This window comes from Acinetobacter sp. (assembly GCF_041911495.1).
Lineage (GTDB): Bacteria > Pseudomonadota > Gammaproteobacteria > Pseudomonadales > Moraxellaceae > Acinetobacter.
This window is the reverse complement of record NZ_JAYROT010000043.1, coordinates 1-19,821: the sequence shown is the minus strand read 5'-3', so window position 1 is coordinate 19,821 and position 19,821 is coordinate 1. Positions and strand designations below refer to the sequence as shown.

Genomic DNA, 19,821 nt, shown 5'->3' with positions numbered 1-19,821 from the left:
CTTCCTCATCGGTTAATGCTTATTTCTTACGTTTACGTTGAATAGCGTGGATCGCACGACCATCAACGGATAACGCTGCTTCATGAACAACTTCTGAATAGGTTGGATGACCAAAAGTCATCAACTGCAAGTCTTCCACACTTGATACAAACTCAAGTGCGATCATGCCTTGATGAACGATGTCTGATGCACCAGGACCGATCACATGCATACCAAGTAAGCGATCGGTCTTTTCATCGGCAACGAATTTCACAAAACCTGCTGACTCACCTGCTGCTAAGGCACGGCCATTCACCGCAAATGGGAATTGACCTGTTTTCACAGCATGTCCTTTCTCAGCTGCTTGCTCTTCGGTTAAACCAACCCAAGCCGCTTCTGGATGCGTATAGATCACGCTAATAATCGTGTCATAGTTGATCTGTGCAGCATGACCGTGAATACGTTCAACTGCCATCACGCCTTCTTCCATCGCTTTGTGCGCAAGCATTGGCCCACGTACCAAGTCACCAATCGCATAAACGCCCTCAACAGAAGTTAAACATTGATCATTGACTTCGACGAAACCACGATCTGTGACTTTAATGCCTGAATCATCGCTCAATAGGCTTTCTGTATATGGCTTACGCCCTACACATACGATCACTTTGTCAAAAGCTTGTGATTTTTCTTCGCCTGCTTCGCTATATTTCAAGGTCACTTCACGACCATTGACTTCTGTACCAGCGACTTTGGCATTTAAACGAATATCCAAACCTTGCTTCTTCAAGATTTTTTGATATTCCTTTGCAAGTGCTTTATCTGCCATTGGCAAGAAACTGTCTAATGCTTCAAACACGACAACTTCTGAACCCAAACGACGCCATACGGAACCAAGCTCAAGACCGATCACACCTGCGCCGATCACTCCAAGGCGTTTTGGCACTTCTGGGAAGCTGAGTGCACCAGTAGAGTCAACAATTAAGTCTTCATCAATTGGTGCAACTGGGATGTTTACAGGTACAGAACCTGTCGCCAAGATCACATATTTTGGCTCTAAAATTTGAACTTCACCTTCAAATGGCGTGAATTCCACTTTTTTGCCTGCAAGCAATTTACCTGAACCTTGTAACCACTCGATGCCATTGCCTTTGAGAAGCTGTGCAACGCCGCCAGTCAGTTGTTCTACGACTTTGTCTTTACGTGCTAAGATTTTTTCTAAATCAAAGCTGACTTCACCCGTCGTAATACCGTGTTCATCGAGCTCATGTACAGTCGCTTCATAGCGATGCGATGAGTCTAATAATGCTTTAGATGGGATACAGCCGACGTTCAAGCACGTACCGCCGAGAGATGGTTTACCATTGAGTTTGCGCTTTTCAATACAAGCGACTTTAAAACCAAGCTGAGCGGCACGAATCGCCGCCTCATATCCACCTGGTCCACCACCGATCACAACAAGATCAAATTGTTGGGACATTGATTGTTCTCCTAGATTTTGTCCTTGCTTTTGTCTTAGATTTGTCATTACTTTTGCGCTAAAGGCTTACTACAAATAAAACCAATTTCAGCGCAAAACTATATGTGTACTAACAAAAGATGAAATTAAAGATGTTTCCGCTATTACAAATCGAGTAATAGAGAAGCAGGCTCTTCTAATAGCTCTTTAATCGTCACAAGAAACCCTACAGCTTCTTTACCATCAATCAGACGATGGTCATAAGACAATGCCAAATACATCATCGGTAAAATTTCAACTTGTCCATTCACTGCCATTGGGCGATCTTGGATTTTGTGCATGCCAAGAATCGCTGTTTGAGGCGGATTCAAGATTGGCGTTGATAGCAATGAACCGAATGTACCGCCATTAGTAATGGTGAATGTACCGCCAGTCATTTCTTCTAGGCTCAATTTGCCTTCACGCGCTTTCGCTGCATAGTCGCCAATACCACCTTCGATTTCTGCATAACTCATTTGATCGGTATTACGAAGTACAGGAACAACTAGACCACGATCAGAAGATACTGCGACACCCACATCGTAGAAACCGTGATAAACAATATCATCACCATCAATTGAAGCGTTCACCGCAGGATAGCGTTTCAATGCTTCAGTCGCTGCTTTGATAAAGAATGACATAAAGCCAAGACGAGCACCGTGACGCTTTTCAAAGCGATCTTTAAATTGCTTACGCAATTCCATGATTGGCTTCATGTTCACTTCGTTAAACGTAGTCAACATTGCTGTAGATTGCGTTGCATCAAGTAGACGCTCTGCAACACGTTTACGTAAGCGAGTCATTGGTACACGTTTTTCAACACGTTCACTCACAGATTGGCTCAGTGGCGTTACAGCTGGCTTAATTTGATGATTTGCCACATCTTCTTTGGTAATGCGACCGCCACGACCTGTGCCTTGCACATCTTTGGCATCTAAACCTTGTTCAGTCAATGCTTTGCGTACTGCTGGCGACTGATCCTGAACTTGTGTAGCCGTTGAAGCTTTCTCAACAACTGGTGCAGCACCTGCTTCAGTTTTTTCTACAGATTCTTGAACTTTTTCAGCTGTTGAAGCTGTAGCATCTGCCGCACCAGCTTCAAACTCTGCAATGATTTCTGCCGAAAGAACAGTATCACCTTCATTTTTGATGATTTTGCTAATTACACCGTCCGCAGGAGCAACCACTTCAAGTACAACTTTATCCGTTTCGATATCACAGATGACTTCGTCACGTGCTACAGATTCACCTGCTTGCTTGTGCCATGTGGCAATCGTGCCGTCTGCGACCGATTCTGGGAATATTGGTGCTTTAATTTCAGTTGCCATTATTGATTATCTCCTGTTTCTTCAGCTTGGACATCTAATGCGTCAAGTACAAGCCCAGACTGTTGTTTTGCATGCAAGTAAGGTGAGCCACACGCAGGAGCAGCAGATGCTTCACGTCCTGCATAGTGAATTTTAATTGGTCTACCCGTAGGTAAAATTTCTTCGTACAAACGAGGTGCAACGAATAACCAAGCACCTTGGTTTTTCGGCTCTTCTTGCGCCCAAACCACATCTGTGATGTTTGGATAGCTTGCAAGTAGCTCGTTGATTGTATCTTTTGGATATGGGTAAAGCTGTTCGATACGCACGATGGCAATATGGTTTAAACCAAGCTCACGACGCTTTTCGAGAATGTCGTAATAGACTTTACCACCACAGATCACTAGGCGAGTCACATCATCTTTTTTAATCTCGTCAATCTCATCGATCACGGTTTGGAATGTGCCTGTTGCAAGTTCATCCAAAGTCGAAGTGGCAAGCTTATGACGAAGCAGTGACTTCGGTGACATGACGATCATTGGTTTACGAATCGGACGGATTGCCTGACGACGTAAGGCATGGAAAATCTGTGCTGGTGTGGTCGGTGTCATCACTTGCATATTGTCTTCCGCACAGAGTTGTAAGAAACGCTCAAGACGTGCAGATGAATGCTCAGGACCTTGACCTTCGTAGCCATGTGGCAACAACATGGTCAAGCCACAAACACGCTCCCATTTGGTTTCACCCGAAGCGATAAACTGGTCAATCACCACTTGCGCACAGTTCACAAAATCACCAAACTGCGCTTCCCAAATGATTAAGCTTTTTGGCAAAGTCGTTGCATAGCCATATTCAAATGCAAGCACTGCTTCTTCTGAAAGCAATGAATCATAGACCGCAACACGTGGTTGATTTTCTTTGATATGGCACAGTGGAATGTAGACTGATCCATCTACTTGATTGTGCAGTTTTGCATGACGATGTGAGAATGTACCACGACCAACGTCTTCACCTGTAATACGTACCAAATAACCTTCATCAAGTAATGAGGCGTAGGCTAGAGTTTCCGCCGCACCCCAGTTGAGTGGCATTTCACCCGTTTGCATTTGCATACGGTCATCAATGACTTTTTGTACTTGGCGTTGAAGCTTAAAGCCTTCAGGCAAAGTGTTCATAACCGTGCCTAGTTCTTTCAAACGGTCGATGCTAATCGTCGTATCCCAAACATCAGTATATTCATGACCGAGGTATGGCTTCCAATCCACGAACATTTGTGTATTTGGCTCACGTACCAAAGCATTGGCAACGTGTTTGCCCGCTTCGAGATCCGAACGATAATTTTCAATCATCGCATCAGCTTCAGAACGATCTATGATGCCTTCATTAATCAACTTGTCGGCATACAAAGTACGTGTTGTCGGTTGTTTGGCGATTTTCTGATACATGATCGGCTGTGTTGCAGCAGGCTCATCCGCTTCGTTATGACCACGACGACGATAGCAAAATAGATCAATAACCACGTCTTTACGGAAAGTATGACGGAAGTCATGTGCAAGCTGAGTGGCAAAGATTACCGCTTCAGGATCATCACCATTCACATGAAAAATCGGTGCCTGAATCATCTTCGCAACGTCGGTACAATATTCTGTAGAACGTGAGTCACGTGGATCAGATGTAGTAAAACCAACTTGGTTATTGACGATGATATGAACTGTACCACCCACCGTATAGCCACGAGTCTGTGACATTTGGAAGGTTTCCATGTTCACACCCTGACCTGCGAATGCTGCATCACCATGTACGATCAATGGCAAGACATCATCACCACCAATATCTTTACGGCGTACTTGGCGAGCACGTACCGAACCCTCAACCACAGGTCCAACGATCTCTAAGTGTGATGGGTTAAATGCCAATGCCAAATGCACTTCACCGCCTGGAGTCATCACATTCGATGAGAAGCCTTGATGGTATTTCACATCGCCTGAACCCGACGTATTTGCCATCTTGCCTTCGAATTCGCTAAACAAATCCGCAGGATTTTTACCCATGATATTCACGAGCAAGTTCAAGCGACCACGGTGAGGCATGCCGATCACGACTTCTTTACAGCCGACAGCACCCGCACGTTGAATGAGCTCATTGACCATTGGAATAAAAGACTCACCGCCCTCTACACCAAAGCGTTTTGCACCAACATATTTGTTACCGAGGAATTTTTCCAAACCTTCGGCTGCGGTCAAACGCTCTAAGAAATGTTTTTTCTGATCGGCATTAAAATCGAATTTGCCGCGTGCACCTTCAAGACGTTGTTGAATCCAACGCTTCTCTGCGGTATCAACGATGTGCATATATTCTGCACCAATCGACGAACAATAAATCGACTCCATATCAGCAACCATCTCACCCAAAGTGACTTCAGACTTGCCGATTGCGAGATTACCCGTATTAAATACAGTATCAAAATCCGATTTAGATAAGCCATGTGTACTCAAGTCCAAATCAGGCACATCTTCACGAGGTGCAATGCCCAGAGGATCAAGTCGAGCTTTTTGATGACCACGGTTACGATAACCTGCGATCAGTTGCAATACTGCAATCTGACGACGCTCATGCTCGGTACTGACCTCGCTATGCGCCATAGGCTGTGCACGTCCAGAGTTACGAGCAAGGAGTAAAAACTGCTCGCGGACGTTGCTATGTGGTTGATCACCTTTAGGAAATCGATCGAAATATTGACGCCAATCCTCACCAACGAGGTCAGGCGACGTCAAATAATTTTCATAAAGTTCTTCTATATACGCTGCACTATCAGCGGACAGTTCTGTGTCTAGACGCATGGCGTCAGCAACATCTTGCATGAGTGGACCCATTTCCTATTGCATAATCAATTGTGGTAATCGCTTAGATCACTTTGATGAATATGTATTTGGTAAACACGTATTCACATTCTCTTAATCGATTCATTCAATTAAGAGTTTTACACACTGTCAGACAAGCTGACTACGAAATAGCGTTACGCTTTGTATGCTTTTCATTACTTCCGAAAAAGCATACTGCCACGAACGATACCAATTACCCTACTTCTAGAGTATTTCTGCAAGACTTATGAATAAAGATAAAACGGCTTTACCCTTATTCATAAGACCCTATCTTAAATAAATCACTACTACCACGAAGATCGTTCACGATGAATCTAAAACATAAATTCCTATCAATTTTAACGCATGGTGAGATGTTATCCATTCGACCATCGAATAATAGCGATTTATCGCAAAAACCATGATCAGCATGATTGAATTTTAAGACATTTCCAATCGAACCATTTGAAGTACAACAATGCTAACATGAGATCAAGAGATTCACTGATTTATTCCAAACATACCATTCATAAATATATTAAATATACTGATTCTTATTTCATGGCTATTGCTTGATTTTCCATCAATTTTTTTCATCGAAAAGCATCATTTCTAATCGAAATCATCCTATTTCGACCATAAATAACTTTTCAATGCAAATGCAAAATATCAACCGTCGGAGGCACTCGAAATCGAAACGGCGCTCCAACCATCCCCGTGCCAACAGTGACAAAAACATTGGCGGTGTCATGTTGGTAGTAACCTTTTTTGTGTCCGAGCATGGATACTTTTCGCATGACATAACTGGTAATCCATGGCAACTCAATCTGCCCGCCATGCGTATGCCCTGACAACATCAACGGTTTACTCGGTAGCTGAGGCACCATTTCGACCGTATCAGGATTGTGCGCAAGCAGTATCCACGGCTTGTCCTGCGGGAGATTACGCAGTTGTTGCATATCTGCCTTACCTGCCCATAGATCGCCAACACCTAGCATTCGCACTTCATCAAATTCTACGATTTGATTTTCAATGTCGAGTACATTGTTGTGAAATAAAGCTTTTGCCAATAACTCTTGGATGGGCGGTCCTGGATATTGTTCATCATGATTACCATTCACCGAATAGATCGGACAATCAATCTGACGCAAAACTCTGAGTTCATCGGTCAGCTTATCTTCGGGCTCATAGGTCCAATCCCCTGACACCACCACAACATCAGGCTGTTCTTGGTTGATTTTATTGACGATATTTTCGAGTTGTCGCTCTTTTCCTGAATACAGACCAATATGTAAGTCTGCAATCAGCGCAACTGTCAGTGAGTTTTTTAAGGGAAAGTTTGCATCAATTGTGATGTCAGTATGCTTCACCACGACATGGTGCGGTTCGATAAACCGAGCGTAGATCAAAATCGAAGCAATGATTAAACTAGAAATCGCTTGAATATGATTAATATCCGACTGATACCACTGCCAGAGGGTCAACACAATCCACGGAAAAATCAAATAGCAGAGATAAAACACAAATAATAATAGGAACGCTTTAAAGTGATGCGTCGTTTCAGTACGCCGTGCACTCGTCCATGCTTGCCAGATTGCCCAACCTAGCATTATTGCAATACACCAATAGATCAAATGTGTAATATTCATAAGGTCATTCATGCTTTAATTATTTAAACGTACAGAAGTTCTACTCGCCCCTTGTCATGACTATATTCACAATACAAATTGTTGTTATAGTCATATAGATGATTCTGCAAGATATTTTTCACTCAAAATCAACCAATTCAAAATCAATCAGCTCAAAATTAACCAATAAACCAATCATTTTAAAGTCAATCAAAAATAGAATCATGTGACATCTATATGTTAATTATATGACAGCTTCTAAGACAATCTTCAAGTCCACTGTACTTTTACAACAATATCTTTCGTCGCAATACACCGACGGCTCATCAAAAATCATTCGGTTTTAATCGCCTTTCCGCTATACTGCACCTAAGTTTTCGTTTTATATTTTTTCTTGATCAATGATGATCATACTTTGAGATAAGGATTCGTCCCGATATGCGCTCCAACGCTTTTCGCATTAGCCTATTGACCTTATCACTCGGCGTTTTGCAAGCATGTTCCACCTTGCCACAGCGTGAACCTGTTTTACCAACCTATTCGACACAATACCAAACAGATAATACGCAGCTCTCACAGCTTTTCGAACCGCTTAAACAAAGTCATCCAAACCTTACGGGCTATCATGTCCTTTTTGAGCCAACCAAAGCACTGGCAACACGACTACAACTGATTGAACGTGCAGATCAAACCTTAGACCTACAATATTATATCTGGGACAATGACAAAGTTGGCGCACTTGCCATCGAAGCGATCTTACGTGCTGCCGATCGTGGTGTAAAAGTTCGCCTTTTGGTCGATGACAATAATAGTAAAAATTTAGAGGCAACCCTACGCACATTAACACAACACCCAAACATTCAAGTGCGAGTGTTTAATCCGTTTCGTTTTCGCAATTTTCGTCCTTTAGATATGGTGCTCGACTTCGATCGCATCACACGACGCATGCACAATAAAACCTTTATTGTTGATCAAGAAGTGGCGCTCATCGGCGGGCGCAATATGAGCAACCAATACTACAATGCTGGCGAAAGTTACCAATTTTCCGACATGGACGTATTATTAGTCGGAAAAGCCACCGATGACATCATGAGCTCTTTCGATGAATATTGGAATCATGACTACGCCTACCCTATCGCAGACCTGAATCGCAATCGTGCCGATCGGCTCAGCATGGAAAGTCTACGCAAACAGCTCGAACAAAATTGGTTTGAAAGTACGGTAGAAGATTATCTCGGTATTCTGAGCTCATCGCTGTCCTTTGATGATTGGTTTAATACCAATCTACCTCTGCAATGGGTCAAAGCTGAAGTCATCAAAGACTCTGCCGATAAAATCAAAAAAGATGCGCCAAAGCAAGAACATCTCAACTTCCAAATGACTAGCTATCTGAAAGCACCAAAAAGTCATGTCGATTTGGTGTCTGCCTATTTCATTCCCGATCAACAAGCACAGCAGTTGATTCAAACTTTTTCCCAACAAGGCGTAAAAATTCGTGTTTTAACCAACTCTTATAAAGCCAATGATGTGCCTTTTGTTCATGCTTTCTATTCTAAGTATCGTGAGCCACTTTTGGCGCAAGGTATTTCTTTATATGAATTTTTACCGTCGACGCCCTACACCCTCTCACGAGCAGAGCGCAAAGAGCTTTTCGCCGATCAAAATGTGAATAAAGATGCGATTGATCGCAGTAGCTTACATGCCAAATTTATGGCACTCGATAACCAACAAGTGTTTATCGGTTCATTCAACTTCGATCCACGTTCTGCACATTTAAATACGGAAATTGGCGTGATATTGGAAAGCCCTGAACTCGCCACGGCGATCCATCAAGGGCTTGATCAAAACATTATGGATTATGCCTACAAAGTAAGCTTGAATGATCAAGGCAAACTTGAATGGCAAAAGAAAACAGAGAATGATCAACGCATTACTTATAAAAAAGAACCGCAAATGTCTTGGTGGGAAAAATTGGGACTCAAACTCATTTCATTTTTGCCAATCGAAGGACAAATGTAATAGCGATAATAGCCTCAGCGCAATAACAGAATTAGCCACGCTATTTTAAATATCGTGCATTTAAGCTAAGACATCTTGATGCAATTTCTCTAGCCCTTCTTGCATCTCTTTTTGCACCAACGCAGTCAAACTTTGAACGGTATGCTCTCGACTATCAATCGCAGGTAAGGCAACCAAATGTGCTGTAACGACTGGCATCTGTAATACCTGCGTCAGATTTTGCACAAAACCTTGATCACCAATAAATGGAATAATATTGTCGAGCTGACCTTGATGGTTGACATAGGCAATTAAACAAATTTGTACTGGCTTTTGCGCTTCGATTGCCGATGCCAAAAGTTTGCCATGAACCTTTTTTACTCGTGTACCGTCAGTCGTGGTCGCTTCAGGGAAAAACAAAACAGGTGAGTCTTGCTTTAAAAATTCGGTGATTTGATCTTTAATCAATACAGAATCACCCGAACCACGACGGATAAACAACGTCCCGCCCCAACGTGCAAGCTTACCAATGATCGGCCATGACGCCACTTCTGCTTTTGCCAAAAAGAAAACTCTCGCTCCTGAGCCAAGCACTGCCACATCTAGCCATGAGATATGATTACTCACCCAAAGCGCAGGATGACGTGCAATCTCGCCATGCACTTGCACTTTGACATTAAATACCGAACTTAACTCACGGCAGAAATACTGTACGTAGCGTGTGTTACTTGGATCATTTGGATTTTTATAGAGTTTTTTGGAAAAAATGAGATAAAACCCTTTAAAAATCACGAGTAGCAAATGGAAAAATTTTATGATGTAGAGCGTAATGCGTAGCAATAAATTGCGCTGTGGTAATTGCGTTTTGCCCACACTATTATTGTGTTGATTTTGATTGTTCTGCTGTGGATTTGACTGATCAGGTTTTTGATCCGATTGAGCAAGCGGTTGTTGCGACATTGACGCCGTGTTCCTAAAAACTATTTTTCACTGTAACCATAATCTATTTTTGCCAAGCATCAAAGTGGTAAAATGTGCCAAATACTTTGCACTGTCCCATCTTTTAATTTTTCTCTGATAAATTTTCATTTTTTAAAATGCAAGTATTCAAGCCACTTCACCGTAAGTCAAATAGTCAAACCACTGTTTTTTTCATACAATAGACTTCTTTGACCTTATATAGAGATAACGACTGCGTGGAATATTTTGAACGACACCAAGGTGGCGAACGTGCAATTTTAATCAGCACCCGAGTACAGATTTTAGAGGACTTAGATGCTGAGGAATTTCGCCTGCTTGCGGAGTCGGCAGGTGCAGAGATTATTGAGCACATGACCACTTCACGCAATCGACCTGATCCAAAGCTATTTATTGGTTCAGGTAAAGCCGAAGAAATTGCCCAGTTTATTCAACAAGAAGAAATTGATCTGGCTATTTTTGATCACCCACTTTCCCCTGCACAAGAGCGTAACTTAGAAAGAATCTTTAAATGTCGAGTCATCGACCGTACAGGTTTGATTTTGGATATTTTCGCCCTACGTGCTCGAACGCATGAAGGGAAACTGCAAGTCGAATTGGCTCAGCTTGAACATTTGTCTACTCGACTGGTTCGAGGTTGGACGCATTTGGAACGTCAAAAAGGCGGTATCGGTCTACGTGGCCCGGGTGAATCACAGCTCGAAACTGACCGCCGATTATTGCGTATTCGCATGACACAACTCAAAGACAAACTGGAAAAAGTTCGCCAGACTCGTCTACAAGGCCGTGCCGCAAGACAAAAAGCCGAAATTCCAACGGTATCTTTAGTTGGTTATACCAATGCAGGCAAATCTACCTTATTTAATCGTTTGGCTGAAAGTGATGTGTACGCTGCCGATCAACTGTTTGCCACACTTGACCCGACGTTGCGCCGTGTACAGTGGGAAGGGTTAGGCACGCTGGTACTTGCTGATACAGTCGGTTTTGTTAAAGACCTCCCCCATTCATTGGTTGATTCATTCCGAGCGACACTGGAAGAAACTTTAGAAGCCAGTTTGCTACTTCATGTGATTGACGCCAGTAGTCCAGACATGATGGAGCAAATCGATGCGGTAGAAACCGTTCTCGGTGAAATTGGTGCAGATGTCACGATTTTGCGAGTGTATAATAAGATTGACCAATCTAAAGATGAGGCGAAAATTATTTATCGCAAACCGCATCAGCCTGAGCGTGTTTATGTTTCGGCACATACGGGTGAAGGCATGGATTTGTTAATGCAAGCAGTACAAGAGTCATTACTTGGTCAGCTGAAAACCTTTGAACTACGTCTTGATGCAACGCATGGCAAACTTCGTAGCCAATTGCATCATTTAGAAGTGATTGAATCAGAACGTTATGACGAAGAAGGTATTTTACATCTTACTGTGCGTATGTCAGGCGAACGTCTAATTCAACTCATCGGTCAAAACCATCATGATATTGATCAAATCTTAGGTGAGCAAGCAACACAGTTTAAACGTCCACTTGAAGCTTTTGAACAACATTAATAGACAAAGTCTGCGGAATTTCAACGTGTAAAGTCACTATGACTATATTAAAAAACGATTAAATTCACCACATACACTCACCTGACAAGGCAACATATTGAGATATTTGGGTATACCATGAGAAGTAAAATCGACTGGATCGCCTTATTTTTTACCGTCCTACTCATCGTGATCGCACGTGAAGGTGCGGTTGTCTTGATGACTTTAATTGGACATCCTGAGCTTGGTAATCTGATTGGCTTGGCATTGTTGCTGATCCTACTTGTCATTTGGCGTCGTTTTAAACCGATTCCACACCGAATGATTGATGCTAATGCTCTGATTATGAAAGAAAGTGCGTTTGCATTTTTACCGATCTCAGCGGGTGCTGTGATCATGCTGGTGGCAATGGGCGCTGAGATTCCTGCATTTTTATTGGTGATGGTAGTCAGTACGCTGATCCCTCTATGGGTCTATGCCAAAATTTCCAAACGCTGGCTATAATTGAAGCCAACTTAAAATCAACCTAGCTTTAGCTCAACTCAGCTTTAACTTAATTTACAATCATTAAGGATCTTCCATGCTCACGGTACTTGCAGGTTTTGTCTTAACTTTGATTGCCTTTATTCTTGGCAAGATCGGGTTTCGGTATCTTCCGCAAATCCCTGTGATCGTAACTGCAATGATTTGGGTGATTATCTTGTTGTGGCTAGTGAATTGGCATTACGAAGACTACATGGCGAACGTACAGCCGTATTTTGATCATCTGCTCGGATATGTCACTGTAGCACTTGCGATACCACTTGCTGCAATGCGTTTTGACGATTTACCACTCAAACCGATGATTGGTATTCTCGCCTTTGCCAGTATCAGTGCTGTTGCACTACCAATGGGACTTGCTTATTTATTACACCTTGCTGAGCCTACCATTTTGGCATTTGCCACACGTGCCGTAACCACACCTGTGGCATTAAATATTGCCACCTTACTTCATGCCCCTCTCGCTATGGTCAGCCTTATTGTGATCTTATCAGGGGTGATCGGCGCAGCGTTTTCACCGTGGATTTTACGACATATCAATGATGAGCGTGCTTCAGGCTTGGCTTTGGGACTTGCCGCACATGCAATCGGTACGGTGCAAGCATGGCAACGTGGTACAGTTGCAGGGCGTTATGCTGCTTTTGGCATGGCAATCAATGCTGTACTTACTTCGATATGGTTACCGATTTTATTTCATACATTGCAATAAATCACACTATCAACAAATAAAAAAGGCATAAATCACAGATTTGTATATCTAACATTGACTTCATTACATAAAAATTTAAACATGAAGCAAATATGAACAACTGTGCATTTAGAAAATTAGAAATATTACTGACAAAAATAAAATTATTTTTTACTTATAATTCAATTAATTAAAACATTCTTCAAAACAAGAAAAGTGCTAAGTGATATTTTTTGTCAATTAAAAGTTCTCAAAAGGATAGTTATTAGATATTTTCAGCATATTTACTCACCTATTTTAAAGCGTTAAGATGAGATTATAAGGTTTACAACTGTATAGGATTTACCGAATGAAAGGCATCAAGCTGTTTTTATTATCTAGCTCATTACTGATGGCATCCGCATCTGTGTTCGCAACAACAGATATCCAGGGTACTTGGCGTACGATTGATGATAAAACTGGTTTTAGTAAAGGTATTGTCAAAATCACCAAATCTGGTGACGGCACTTACTCAGGTAAAACGTTGAGGTCATTCCACGCCCTGGTTATACCCCTAAGGCAACTTGTGAAAAGTGTTCAGGTGCTTTAAAGAATCAACCAATTCTTGGAATGACTGTACTTTCGGGTATGAAGCAATCTAGTAAAAATGAACGTGAGTTTACTGGTGGCCGTATCTTAGATCCGCTGACTGGTAAATCTTACAAAACCAAAATGAAGTTAAATAGCAGTGGTTCTCGCTTAAATATGCGAGGTTATGTAGGTGTTGAAGTCGTTGGTCGTAGCCAAACTTGGATACGTCAGGACTAATTCAGCAAATATCAGCTTGGTGATCTTGAGGAATTCAGGAAGTCGTTACAAGGTCACCGCTTGGTAGTGAATATCGTAGTTAAAAAAGGATGTTTATGATGAAAAAAATGAAGCTTGCACTCCTCACAGGTTTAATGTTGAGCGCATCATCAATCTTTGCCGCAGATGACATCGCAGGCACATGGCGATCTATTGATGATAAGACAGGTTTTAGTAAAGCACTGATCGAGATCAAAAAAGATGGCAAAGGTGTATATACAGGTAAAATTATCAAAATCTTGCCTCGCCCAGGCTATACGCCAAAGACCCATTGCCAAGACTGCCCAGCTCCTTATAAGGGTGCGCCAATCCTTGGGTTGACTGTACTTGATGGAATGAAGCAAAAGAACACCACTGAATATGAAGGCGGTACGATTCTTGATCCTTTATCTGGCAAGATTTACAAAAGCAAAATCAAAGTCAGTAACAATGGTAAACGCTTAAGAATGCGTGGTTATGTCGGTGTTGAAGTCTTTGGTCGCAGTCAAACTTGGATTCGTGATGAATAAGCTTTCCGCTTTTCTGAATTAATTTATTGCTCAAATTCCCAGATCAATTCTCTGGGATTTTTGGCTTTATTTGCATGTTTTTCTTGACTAAATATCCTTATTCAATTCACAATCGAAGCATTGTTAGGGGTCTATACACTTAGAATGAAGTTGCTGATGAATATTCACAAAATACAGCACAAAACTTATTTTAAACGCATTTTTGGCAGTGTTTTGCCTATAATTTTTGCGTTTTCGAGCCATTTTGTCTTTGCCAACAACACACAGCCAAAAGCTGCCTACTATCGATATTATAGTAATGGTGTCGCCACGGTCAGTCGCACTGTCACGCCAACGCATATCCGCAGAGGTTATGAGGTGCTTGATCAAAATATGTATTTGATCAAAAAAGTGCCTGCCTATAATGTTGAAAAAGATTTACGTGAAGAAAAGCAACGTGCAATTCAATTTGAACGTCATCGCAAAGACTTACAAATCAAACGCTCTTTTCGTGATGTGGAATACGCTACTCGCAAAAAAAATGATGTGATGAAAGTTTTAAACAAACAGTTGCGTCAACAATATATTCTGATGAAACAATTGCAGTCAGATCGGAGTAAATATCTCACAGCAAAAGCGAATTTTTTGTTGAAAAAAGAAGATATCCCCAGCGTTTTGGAAACCAATATTTATAATAATAATCAACACATTCAAAACACTCGTGGTGCAATCGAAAACCTGAAAAAAACCATCTCGGATCAACAAGAGTATTACGATTACGTTATTTACCGTTTACAAGTGATGTAATCCTTTTTATATTGGCAAGCACTACACAGCTTGCCTCATGTAAATATGGACATTCAAAAACAAAAATATCTTCGCTTTTCCCTCATTCTTTGCACGTTGCTCGGTTTAACAGCCTGCCAAAAAGAAGCAATCGAAACTGCAAATCAGAACGCCAATCCACAAAATGGTCAGCAAAACAATCAGCAAGCGATTGAGTTGATTGCAGAAGACGTTGTACAGATACAAACTGGATCACTTGCGGACAAATCACCATTTACAGGGACGATTCAAGCCGTTTCACAAACCAGTGTGCAATCTCAAGTCAGTGCTACAGCAATGCAGGTTACCGCAGAAATTGGACAATCCATATCCAAAGGACAGGTCCTAGTTCGGCTAAATAATCAAGACAATAACGCTCGCTTGGCACAAGCAAATGCCAATCTCGCAGCGACCCAAGCCCAAGCTGAGCTCAATAGATCATTGGTAGAGCGCAAACGCAGACTGTGGCAACAAGGTTTTATTTCCAAGTTGGAATATGAGCAAAGCCAAGTCGAATATCTTGCGCAAGCTGAACAAATCAAGGCTGAGCAAGCCAATGTCAATATTGCAAAAAAAGCAGCGCAAGATACGGTGATTCGTAGCCCGATCAATGGTGTGATCACCAACCGTCAAGTGGAACAAGGGCAAACCATTTCAGTCGGACAAACCTTATTTGAAATCGTTGATCCATCAAACTTAGAGCTCAAAGCCAGTCTAGCTGTGTCTGAAGCCTATAAACTCTTTGTCGGGCAAAATATTGAATTTCGCCTACAAGGCGATACCACACTCTACCCTGCTAAAGTGACTCGTGTGTCCCCAGTCGCCGATCAAGCAAGCCGAAATATCACATTCTTTGCACGCCCAACGACGCAAGCACCATTACACATTGGGGCTTTTGTTGAAGGTTCTATTATTCGCAGTAGCAATCAACAAGCTTCTGGTCAAATCATTCCACTAAATGCGATTCGACATATCGACACCGCACCTTTTGTTTGGGTAATTCGTGATAAAAAATTGCTCAAAGTTAAAGTCGATGTCATGCAAAAGCAAAGTACCGATCAACTCGCTATCGTCAGTGGTCTGCAAAATAATGATTTGGTAAGTTTGATTGACTTTAAACATGATGATCAAAATAAAGCTGTCATTATTCAAAATGACGAAATTCAAAACAACATAGCTCAAGGCGAAGTAGCTCAAGCGAACTAAAACAAAGTTAAAAGCGGTTTGCGATAAAACGATTTTAACGACAAGGCAATTTAAGCGACAAAATCATTTAGGAAAGGAATCTCACAGCATGTGGTTTACTCGAATCAGTATCAAATATCCTGTTTTCACCATCATGATGATGTTGTGCTTTTTGGTACTGGGTCTTGCCTCTTGGCAGCGTATGCACGTCGAAGAGTTCCCCGATGTGGACTTCCCTTTTGTTGTCGTTCACACCACGTATGCAGGCGCATCGCCTGAGATTGTCGAAAGTGAAATTACCGAAAAACTAGAAGATCAGATCAATACCATTTCGGGTTTAAAAAGCGTTATTTCCATCTCCAATGAAGGCATCTCGACGGTCGTTGCAGAGTTCAACCTCGATGTTGATTCCTCTGTGGCAGCACAAGAAGTTCGTGACAAGATTGCACCTGTATCAAGCCAGTTCCGTGATGAGATCGATGATCCGATTATCAATCGCTACGACCCATCAGCAGGTGCGGTGATGTCGGTGGTGTTTGAATCTAAACAGATGAATATGCGTGAGTTGAGTAGCTATGTTGATCAACAGCTTATTCCACAACTGCGCACAGTATCAGGTGTCGGACGCGTCAATCTGCAAGGTGAAACTGAACGTCAAATTCGTATCGAAGTCGATCCACTACGTTTACAAAGCTACGGTATTGGCATTAACCAAGTCATGCAAAGCCTACAAAGTGAAAATGTACAAATTCCCGCAGGTACACTAAAACAAGGCAATAAAGAACTGGTTGTTGAAATCCAAGCCAAAGTCCGTCAGCCTGCGGATTTTAATAATTTAATCGTCAGTAATTTGGGTGGCGTTCCAATCCGCTTAGGACAAGTTGCCAAAGTGGAAGATCGAACTGCGGAACAAGAAAGTAGTGCCTATCTCAATGGTGAAACTGCGCTCTCGGTTGATATTCTGCGCAACTCGGATGCCAATGTCATTTCCACCATTGATAATCTCTACAAACGCCTTGATAACATCAAAACACAACTTCCTCAAGGCATGAGCCTGACTGTCGTCACTGACACCTCAAAAGGTATTCGTAACTCAATCAAAGATGTGGCACGGACGATTGTCGAAGGTGCTGTACTTGCTGTATTAATCGTCCTACTTTTTCTTGGCTCATTCCGCTCAACCATTATCACAGGTTTAACCTTACCGATTGCGCTATTTGGTACCTTGACCGTGGTTTGGGCGATGGGCTTTAGTATCAATATGATGACCCTACTCGCCCTCTCACTAAGTATTGGTCTATTGATTGATGATGCAATCGTGGTGCGAGAAAATATCGTCCGCCATGCCGATATGGGTAAAGATCATATCACTGCGGCGATTGAAGGTACGCAAGAGATTGGACTCGCCGTACTTGCCACAACCCTGACGATTGTTGCGGTATTTTTACCTGTGGCGTTTATGGGTGGCATTATCGGACGTTTCTTCTATCAGTTTGGCGTGACTGTCAGTGCTGCGGTATTGATCTCGATGTTTGTCAGCTTTACCCTTGATCCAATGCTTTCAGCACATTGGGCAGAAAAGAAAGACCAACTAGAAAATAAAAAACCTAGCGTTATTACTCGTTTTTTCCAATGGACATCGAATCAGCTTGATCGTTTAAATGATGTTTACGCCAAAGTGTTGAAATGGGCGTTACGTTTCCGTTTTGTCACCATGATGATCGCTGTCGGTTCGTTAATTGGTGCATTTGCTTTGGCAGGATTAATCGGTACAGAGTTCGTACCGATTCCAGACAAAGGCGAAGCGGTGGTCAAATTTGAAACCCCTGTCGATTCTTCACTGCAATATACCAATGCCAAGCTCTTACAAGTGGAAAAAATTCTACGAGAATTTCCCGAAGTGAGAAATACTTACGGCGTGGTCAATGCAGTCAATGATCAAGGCAAAAATCACGCCAGCATCAAAGTCAGCCTCACGCCACGCCAAGAACGTGATAAATCACTGATTGAACTGACCAATGATTTTCGTGATCGCATCAGCCATGTTGCAGGGATCAAAATCACCTCTGTGTCTTCTGCTGATGAAAGCGTTTCAGGCGGTCAAAAGCCGATTCTGATCTCCATCAAAGGACCTGACCTGAAAGAACTACAAAAAATCTCCGATCGTTTTATGACGGAAATTTCTAAGATTGAAGGTCTGGTCGATTTGGAAAGTTCACTGGGTGAGCCGAAGCCTACACTGTCGATTGAGATTAATCGTCAGATCGCCAGTGATTTAGGCTTATCAGTCAATCAAATTGCGACGGCACTTCGTCCACTCATCGCAGGTGATAATGTCACCACGTGGGAGGATGAGGATGGTGAAAATTATGATGTGAATATTCGCCTATCTGAACAAGATCGTTCACGTCCAAGTGACTTACAACAGCTTTATTTTAGCGGGAATGCAAGCTCTGCACAAAATGGCACAACTCAAAATACACTCGCCAATTCTACCCAAAATTCAACATTGTCAAATAATAGCGCAAGCGCATTGATTCCATTTTCAGCAGTCGCCACAATGGAGGAAACTTTAGGAGCTTCGAAGATTAACCGTCGTGATCTAACCCGTGAAATCTTGGTTGAAGCGAATACCGCAGGTCGTCCTGCGGGGGATATTGGTCGAGATATTGAGAATTTACAGCAAAACTTTGATCTTCCTGCGGGTTATAGTTTCTCTACGCAAGGTGCGAATGCGGATATGGCGGAGTCGGCAGGCTATGCGATGACTGCAATTACATTGTCCATCGTGTTTATTTATATCGTGCTTGGTTCGCAGTTTAATAGCTTCATCCACCCTGCTGCGATCATGATGGCATTGCCATTGTCCTTGATTGGCGTGTTCTTGGCGTTGTTCTTATTTAATAGTACCTTAAATATTTTCTCGATCATCGGCATTATTATGTTGATGGGCTTGGTCACGAAGAACGCCATTTTGCTGATCGACTTTATCAAAAAAGCCATGGATCACGGCATGTCACGCCATGAGGCAATTTTAGAAGCAGGTCAGACTCGCCTACGCCCTATTCTAATGACTACCTGTGCGATGGTGATGGGTATGGTACCTTTGGCACTCGGGCTCGGTGAAGGTGGCGAACAAAGTGCGCCGATGGCTCATGCTGTGATTGGCGGTTTAATTACTTCTGCATTATTGACCTTGATTGTAGTGCCAGTATTTTTCACTTATTTGGAAGATTTGAAAAATTTTAGTTCCCGAGTGTTTAGAAAAATCATATCATAGCGAGCTTCTTCGGGTATACGCTTGGTAACAACTAGGCATATGTCTTGAATCAGACAATTTGGTTGTAATACACTGTGCGATCGCATTGCGAAAAGTGTAAATTAAGACGTTTTGAATTAGTAGATTTTTAATTAGGACATTGTATGCGAGCGAGTCGCTTTTTATTTTCCACACACAGAAAAAAACCAAAAAATGCG

Annotated in this window: 13 protein-coding genes and 1 pseudogene; 9 read left to right on the top strand and 5 right to left on the bottom strand. The window is 42.2% G+C overall.

What is annotated here, in order from left to right; translation table 11 throughout:
• Positions 1-19: 19 nt before the first annotated feature.
• The 4 genes from lpdA to ACE3PQ_RS05760 all read right to left on the bottom strand — a co-directional run bounded on the left by lpdA (position 20) and on the right by ACE3PQ_RS05760 (position 7,303).
• Positions 20-1,456 (bottom strand): dihydrolipoyl dehydrogenase, encoded by a 1,437-nt coding sequence (gene lpdA, locus ACE3PQ_RS05775; RefSeq protein WP_374296032.1) that lies wholly within the window; start codon positions 1,454-1,456, stop codon positions 20-22.
• Between the two features lie 143 nt (positions 1,457-1,599).
• Entirely contained in the window at positions 1,600-2,802 is a 1,203-nt protein-coding gene (odhB, locus tag ACE3PQ_RS05770; RefSeq protein ID WP_374296030.1) for a 2-oxoglutarate dehydrogenase complex dihydrolipoyllysine-residue succinyltransferase, read from the bottom strand.
• Complete coding sequence (locus tag ACE3PQ_RS05765; protein ID WP_374296089.1) at positions 2,802-5,642, bottom strand: 2-oxoglutarate dehydrogenase E1 component; 2,841 nt, start codon at positions 5,640-5,642, stop codon at positions 2,802-2,804. Before ACE3PQ_RS05765 ends, odhB begins: the two co-directional genes overlap by 1 nt.
• A gap of 650 nt (positions 5,643-6,292) precedes the next feature.
• Positions 6,293-7,303 (bottom strand): metallophosphoesterase, encoded by a 1,011-nt coding sequence (locus tag ACE3PQ_RS05760; RefSeq protein ID WP_374296028.1) that lies wholly within the window; start codon positions 7,301-7,303, stop codon positions 6,293-6,295.
• Positions 7,304-7,708: 405 nt separating this feature from the next.
• On the opposite strand from ACE3PQ_RS05760, the gene ACE3PQ_RS05755 reads away from it, so the two are divergent.
• Positions 7,709-9,289: a phosphatidylserine/phosphatidylglycerophosphate/cardiolipin synthase family protein gene (locus ACE3PQ_RS05755; RefSeq protein WP_374296026.1), complete on the top strand. Its 1,581-nt coding sequence runs from the start codon at positions 7,709-7,711 to the stop codon at positions 9,287-9,289.
• 60 nt (positions 9,290-9,349) lie between these two features.
• Here the strand turns inward: ACE3PQ_RS05755 and ACE3PQ_RS05750 are convergent, their stop codons facing one another.
• Positions 9,350-10,228: a lysophospholipid acyltransferase family protein gene (locus ACE3PQ_RS05750; protein ID WP_374296024.1), complete on the bottom strand. Its 879-nt coding sequence runs from the start codon at positions 10,226-10,228 to the stop codon at positions 9,350-9,352.
• Between the two features lie 236 nt (positions 10,229-10,464).
• On the opposite strand from ACE3PQ_RS05750, the gene hflX reads away from it, so the two are divergent.
• From hflX to ACE3PQ_RS05710, 8 genes and pseudogenes are all read left to right on the top strand, one after another.
• Positions 10,465-11,793, top strand: coding sequence for a ribosome rescue GTPase HflX (gene hflX, locus ACE3PQ_RS05745; RefSeq protein ID WP_374296022.1), 1,329 nt, complete (start codon positions 10,465-10,467; stop codon positions 11,791-11,793).
• Positions 11,794-11,910: 117 nt separating this feature from the next.
• On the top strand, positions 11,911-12,276 hold the full coding sequence (locus tag ACE3PQ_RS05740; RefSeq protein WP_374296021.1) for a hypothetical protein: 366 nt from the start codon (positions 11,911-11,913) through the stop codon (positions 12,274-12,276).
• A gap of 76 nt (positions 12,277-12,352) precedes the next feature.
• Positions 12,353-13,021 carry an LrgB family protein gene (locus ACE3PQ_RS05735; RefSeq protein WP_241571196.1) on the top strand — a complete coding sequence of 223 codons (669 nt, stop codon included), beginning with the start codon at positions 12,353-12,355 and terminating at the stop codon, positions 13,019-13,021.
• 328 nt (positions 13,022-13,349) lie between these two features.
• Positions 13,350-13,807, top strand: a pseudogene (locus ACE3PQ_RS05730) (DUF2147 domain-containing protein).
• A 98-nt stretch (positions 13,808-13,905) separates the two neighbouring features.
• Entirely contained in the window at positions 13,906-14,355 is a 450-nt protein-coding gene (locus ACE3PQ_RS05725) for a DUF2147 domain-containing protein (protein ID WP_374296019.1), read from the top strand.
• Positions 14,356-14,511: 156 nt separating this feature from the next.
• On the top strand, positions 14,512-15,141 hold the full coding sequence (locus ACE3PQ_RS05720) for a hypothetical protein (RefSeq protein WP_374296017.1): 630 nt from the start codon (positions 14,512-14,514) through the stop codon (positions 15,139-15,141).
• A gap of 45 nt (positions 15,142-15,186) precedes the next feature.
• Complete coding sequence (locus ACE3PQ_RS05715) at positions 15,187-16,365, top strand: efflux RND transporter periplasmic adaptor subunit (RefSeq protein WP_374296014.1); 1,179 nt, start codon at positions 15,187-15,189, stop codon at positions 16,363-16,365.
• An 88-nt stretch (positions 16,366-16,453) separates the two neighbouring features.
• Positions 16,454-19,624 carry an efflux RND transporter permease subunit gene (locus tag ACE3PQ_RS05710; protein WP_374296012.1) on the top strand — a complete coding sequence of 1,057 codons (3,171 nt, stop codon included), beginning with the start codon at positions 16,454-16,456 and terminating at the stop codon, positions 19,622-19,624.
• The last annotated feature ends 197 nt before the right edge of the window (positions 19,625-19,821 follow it).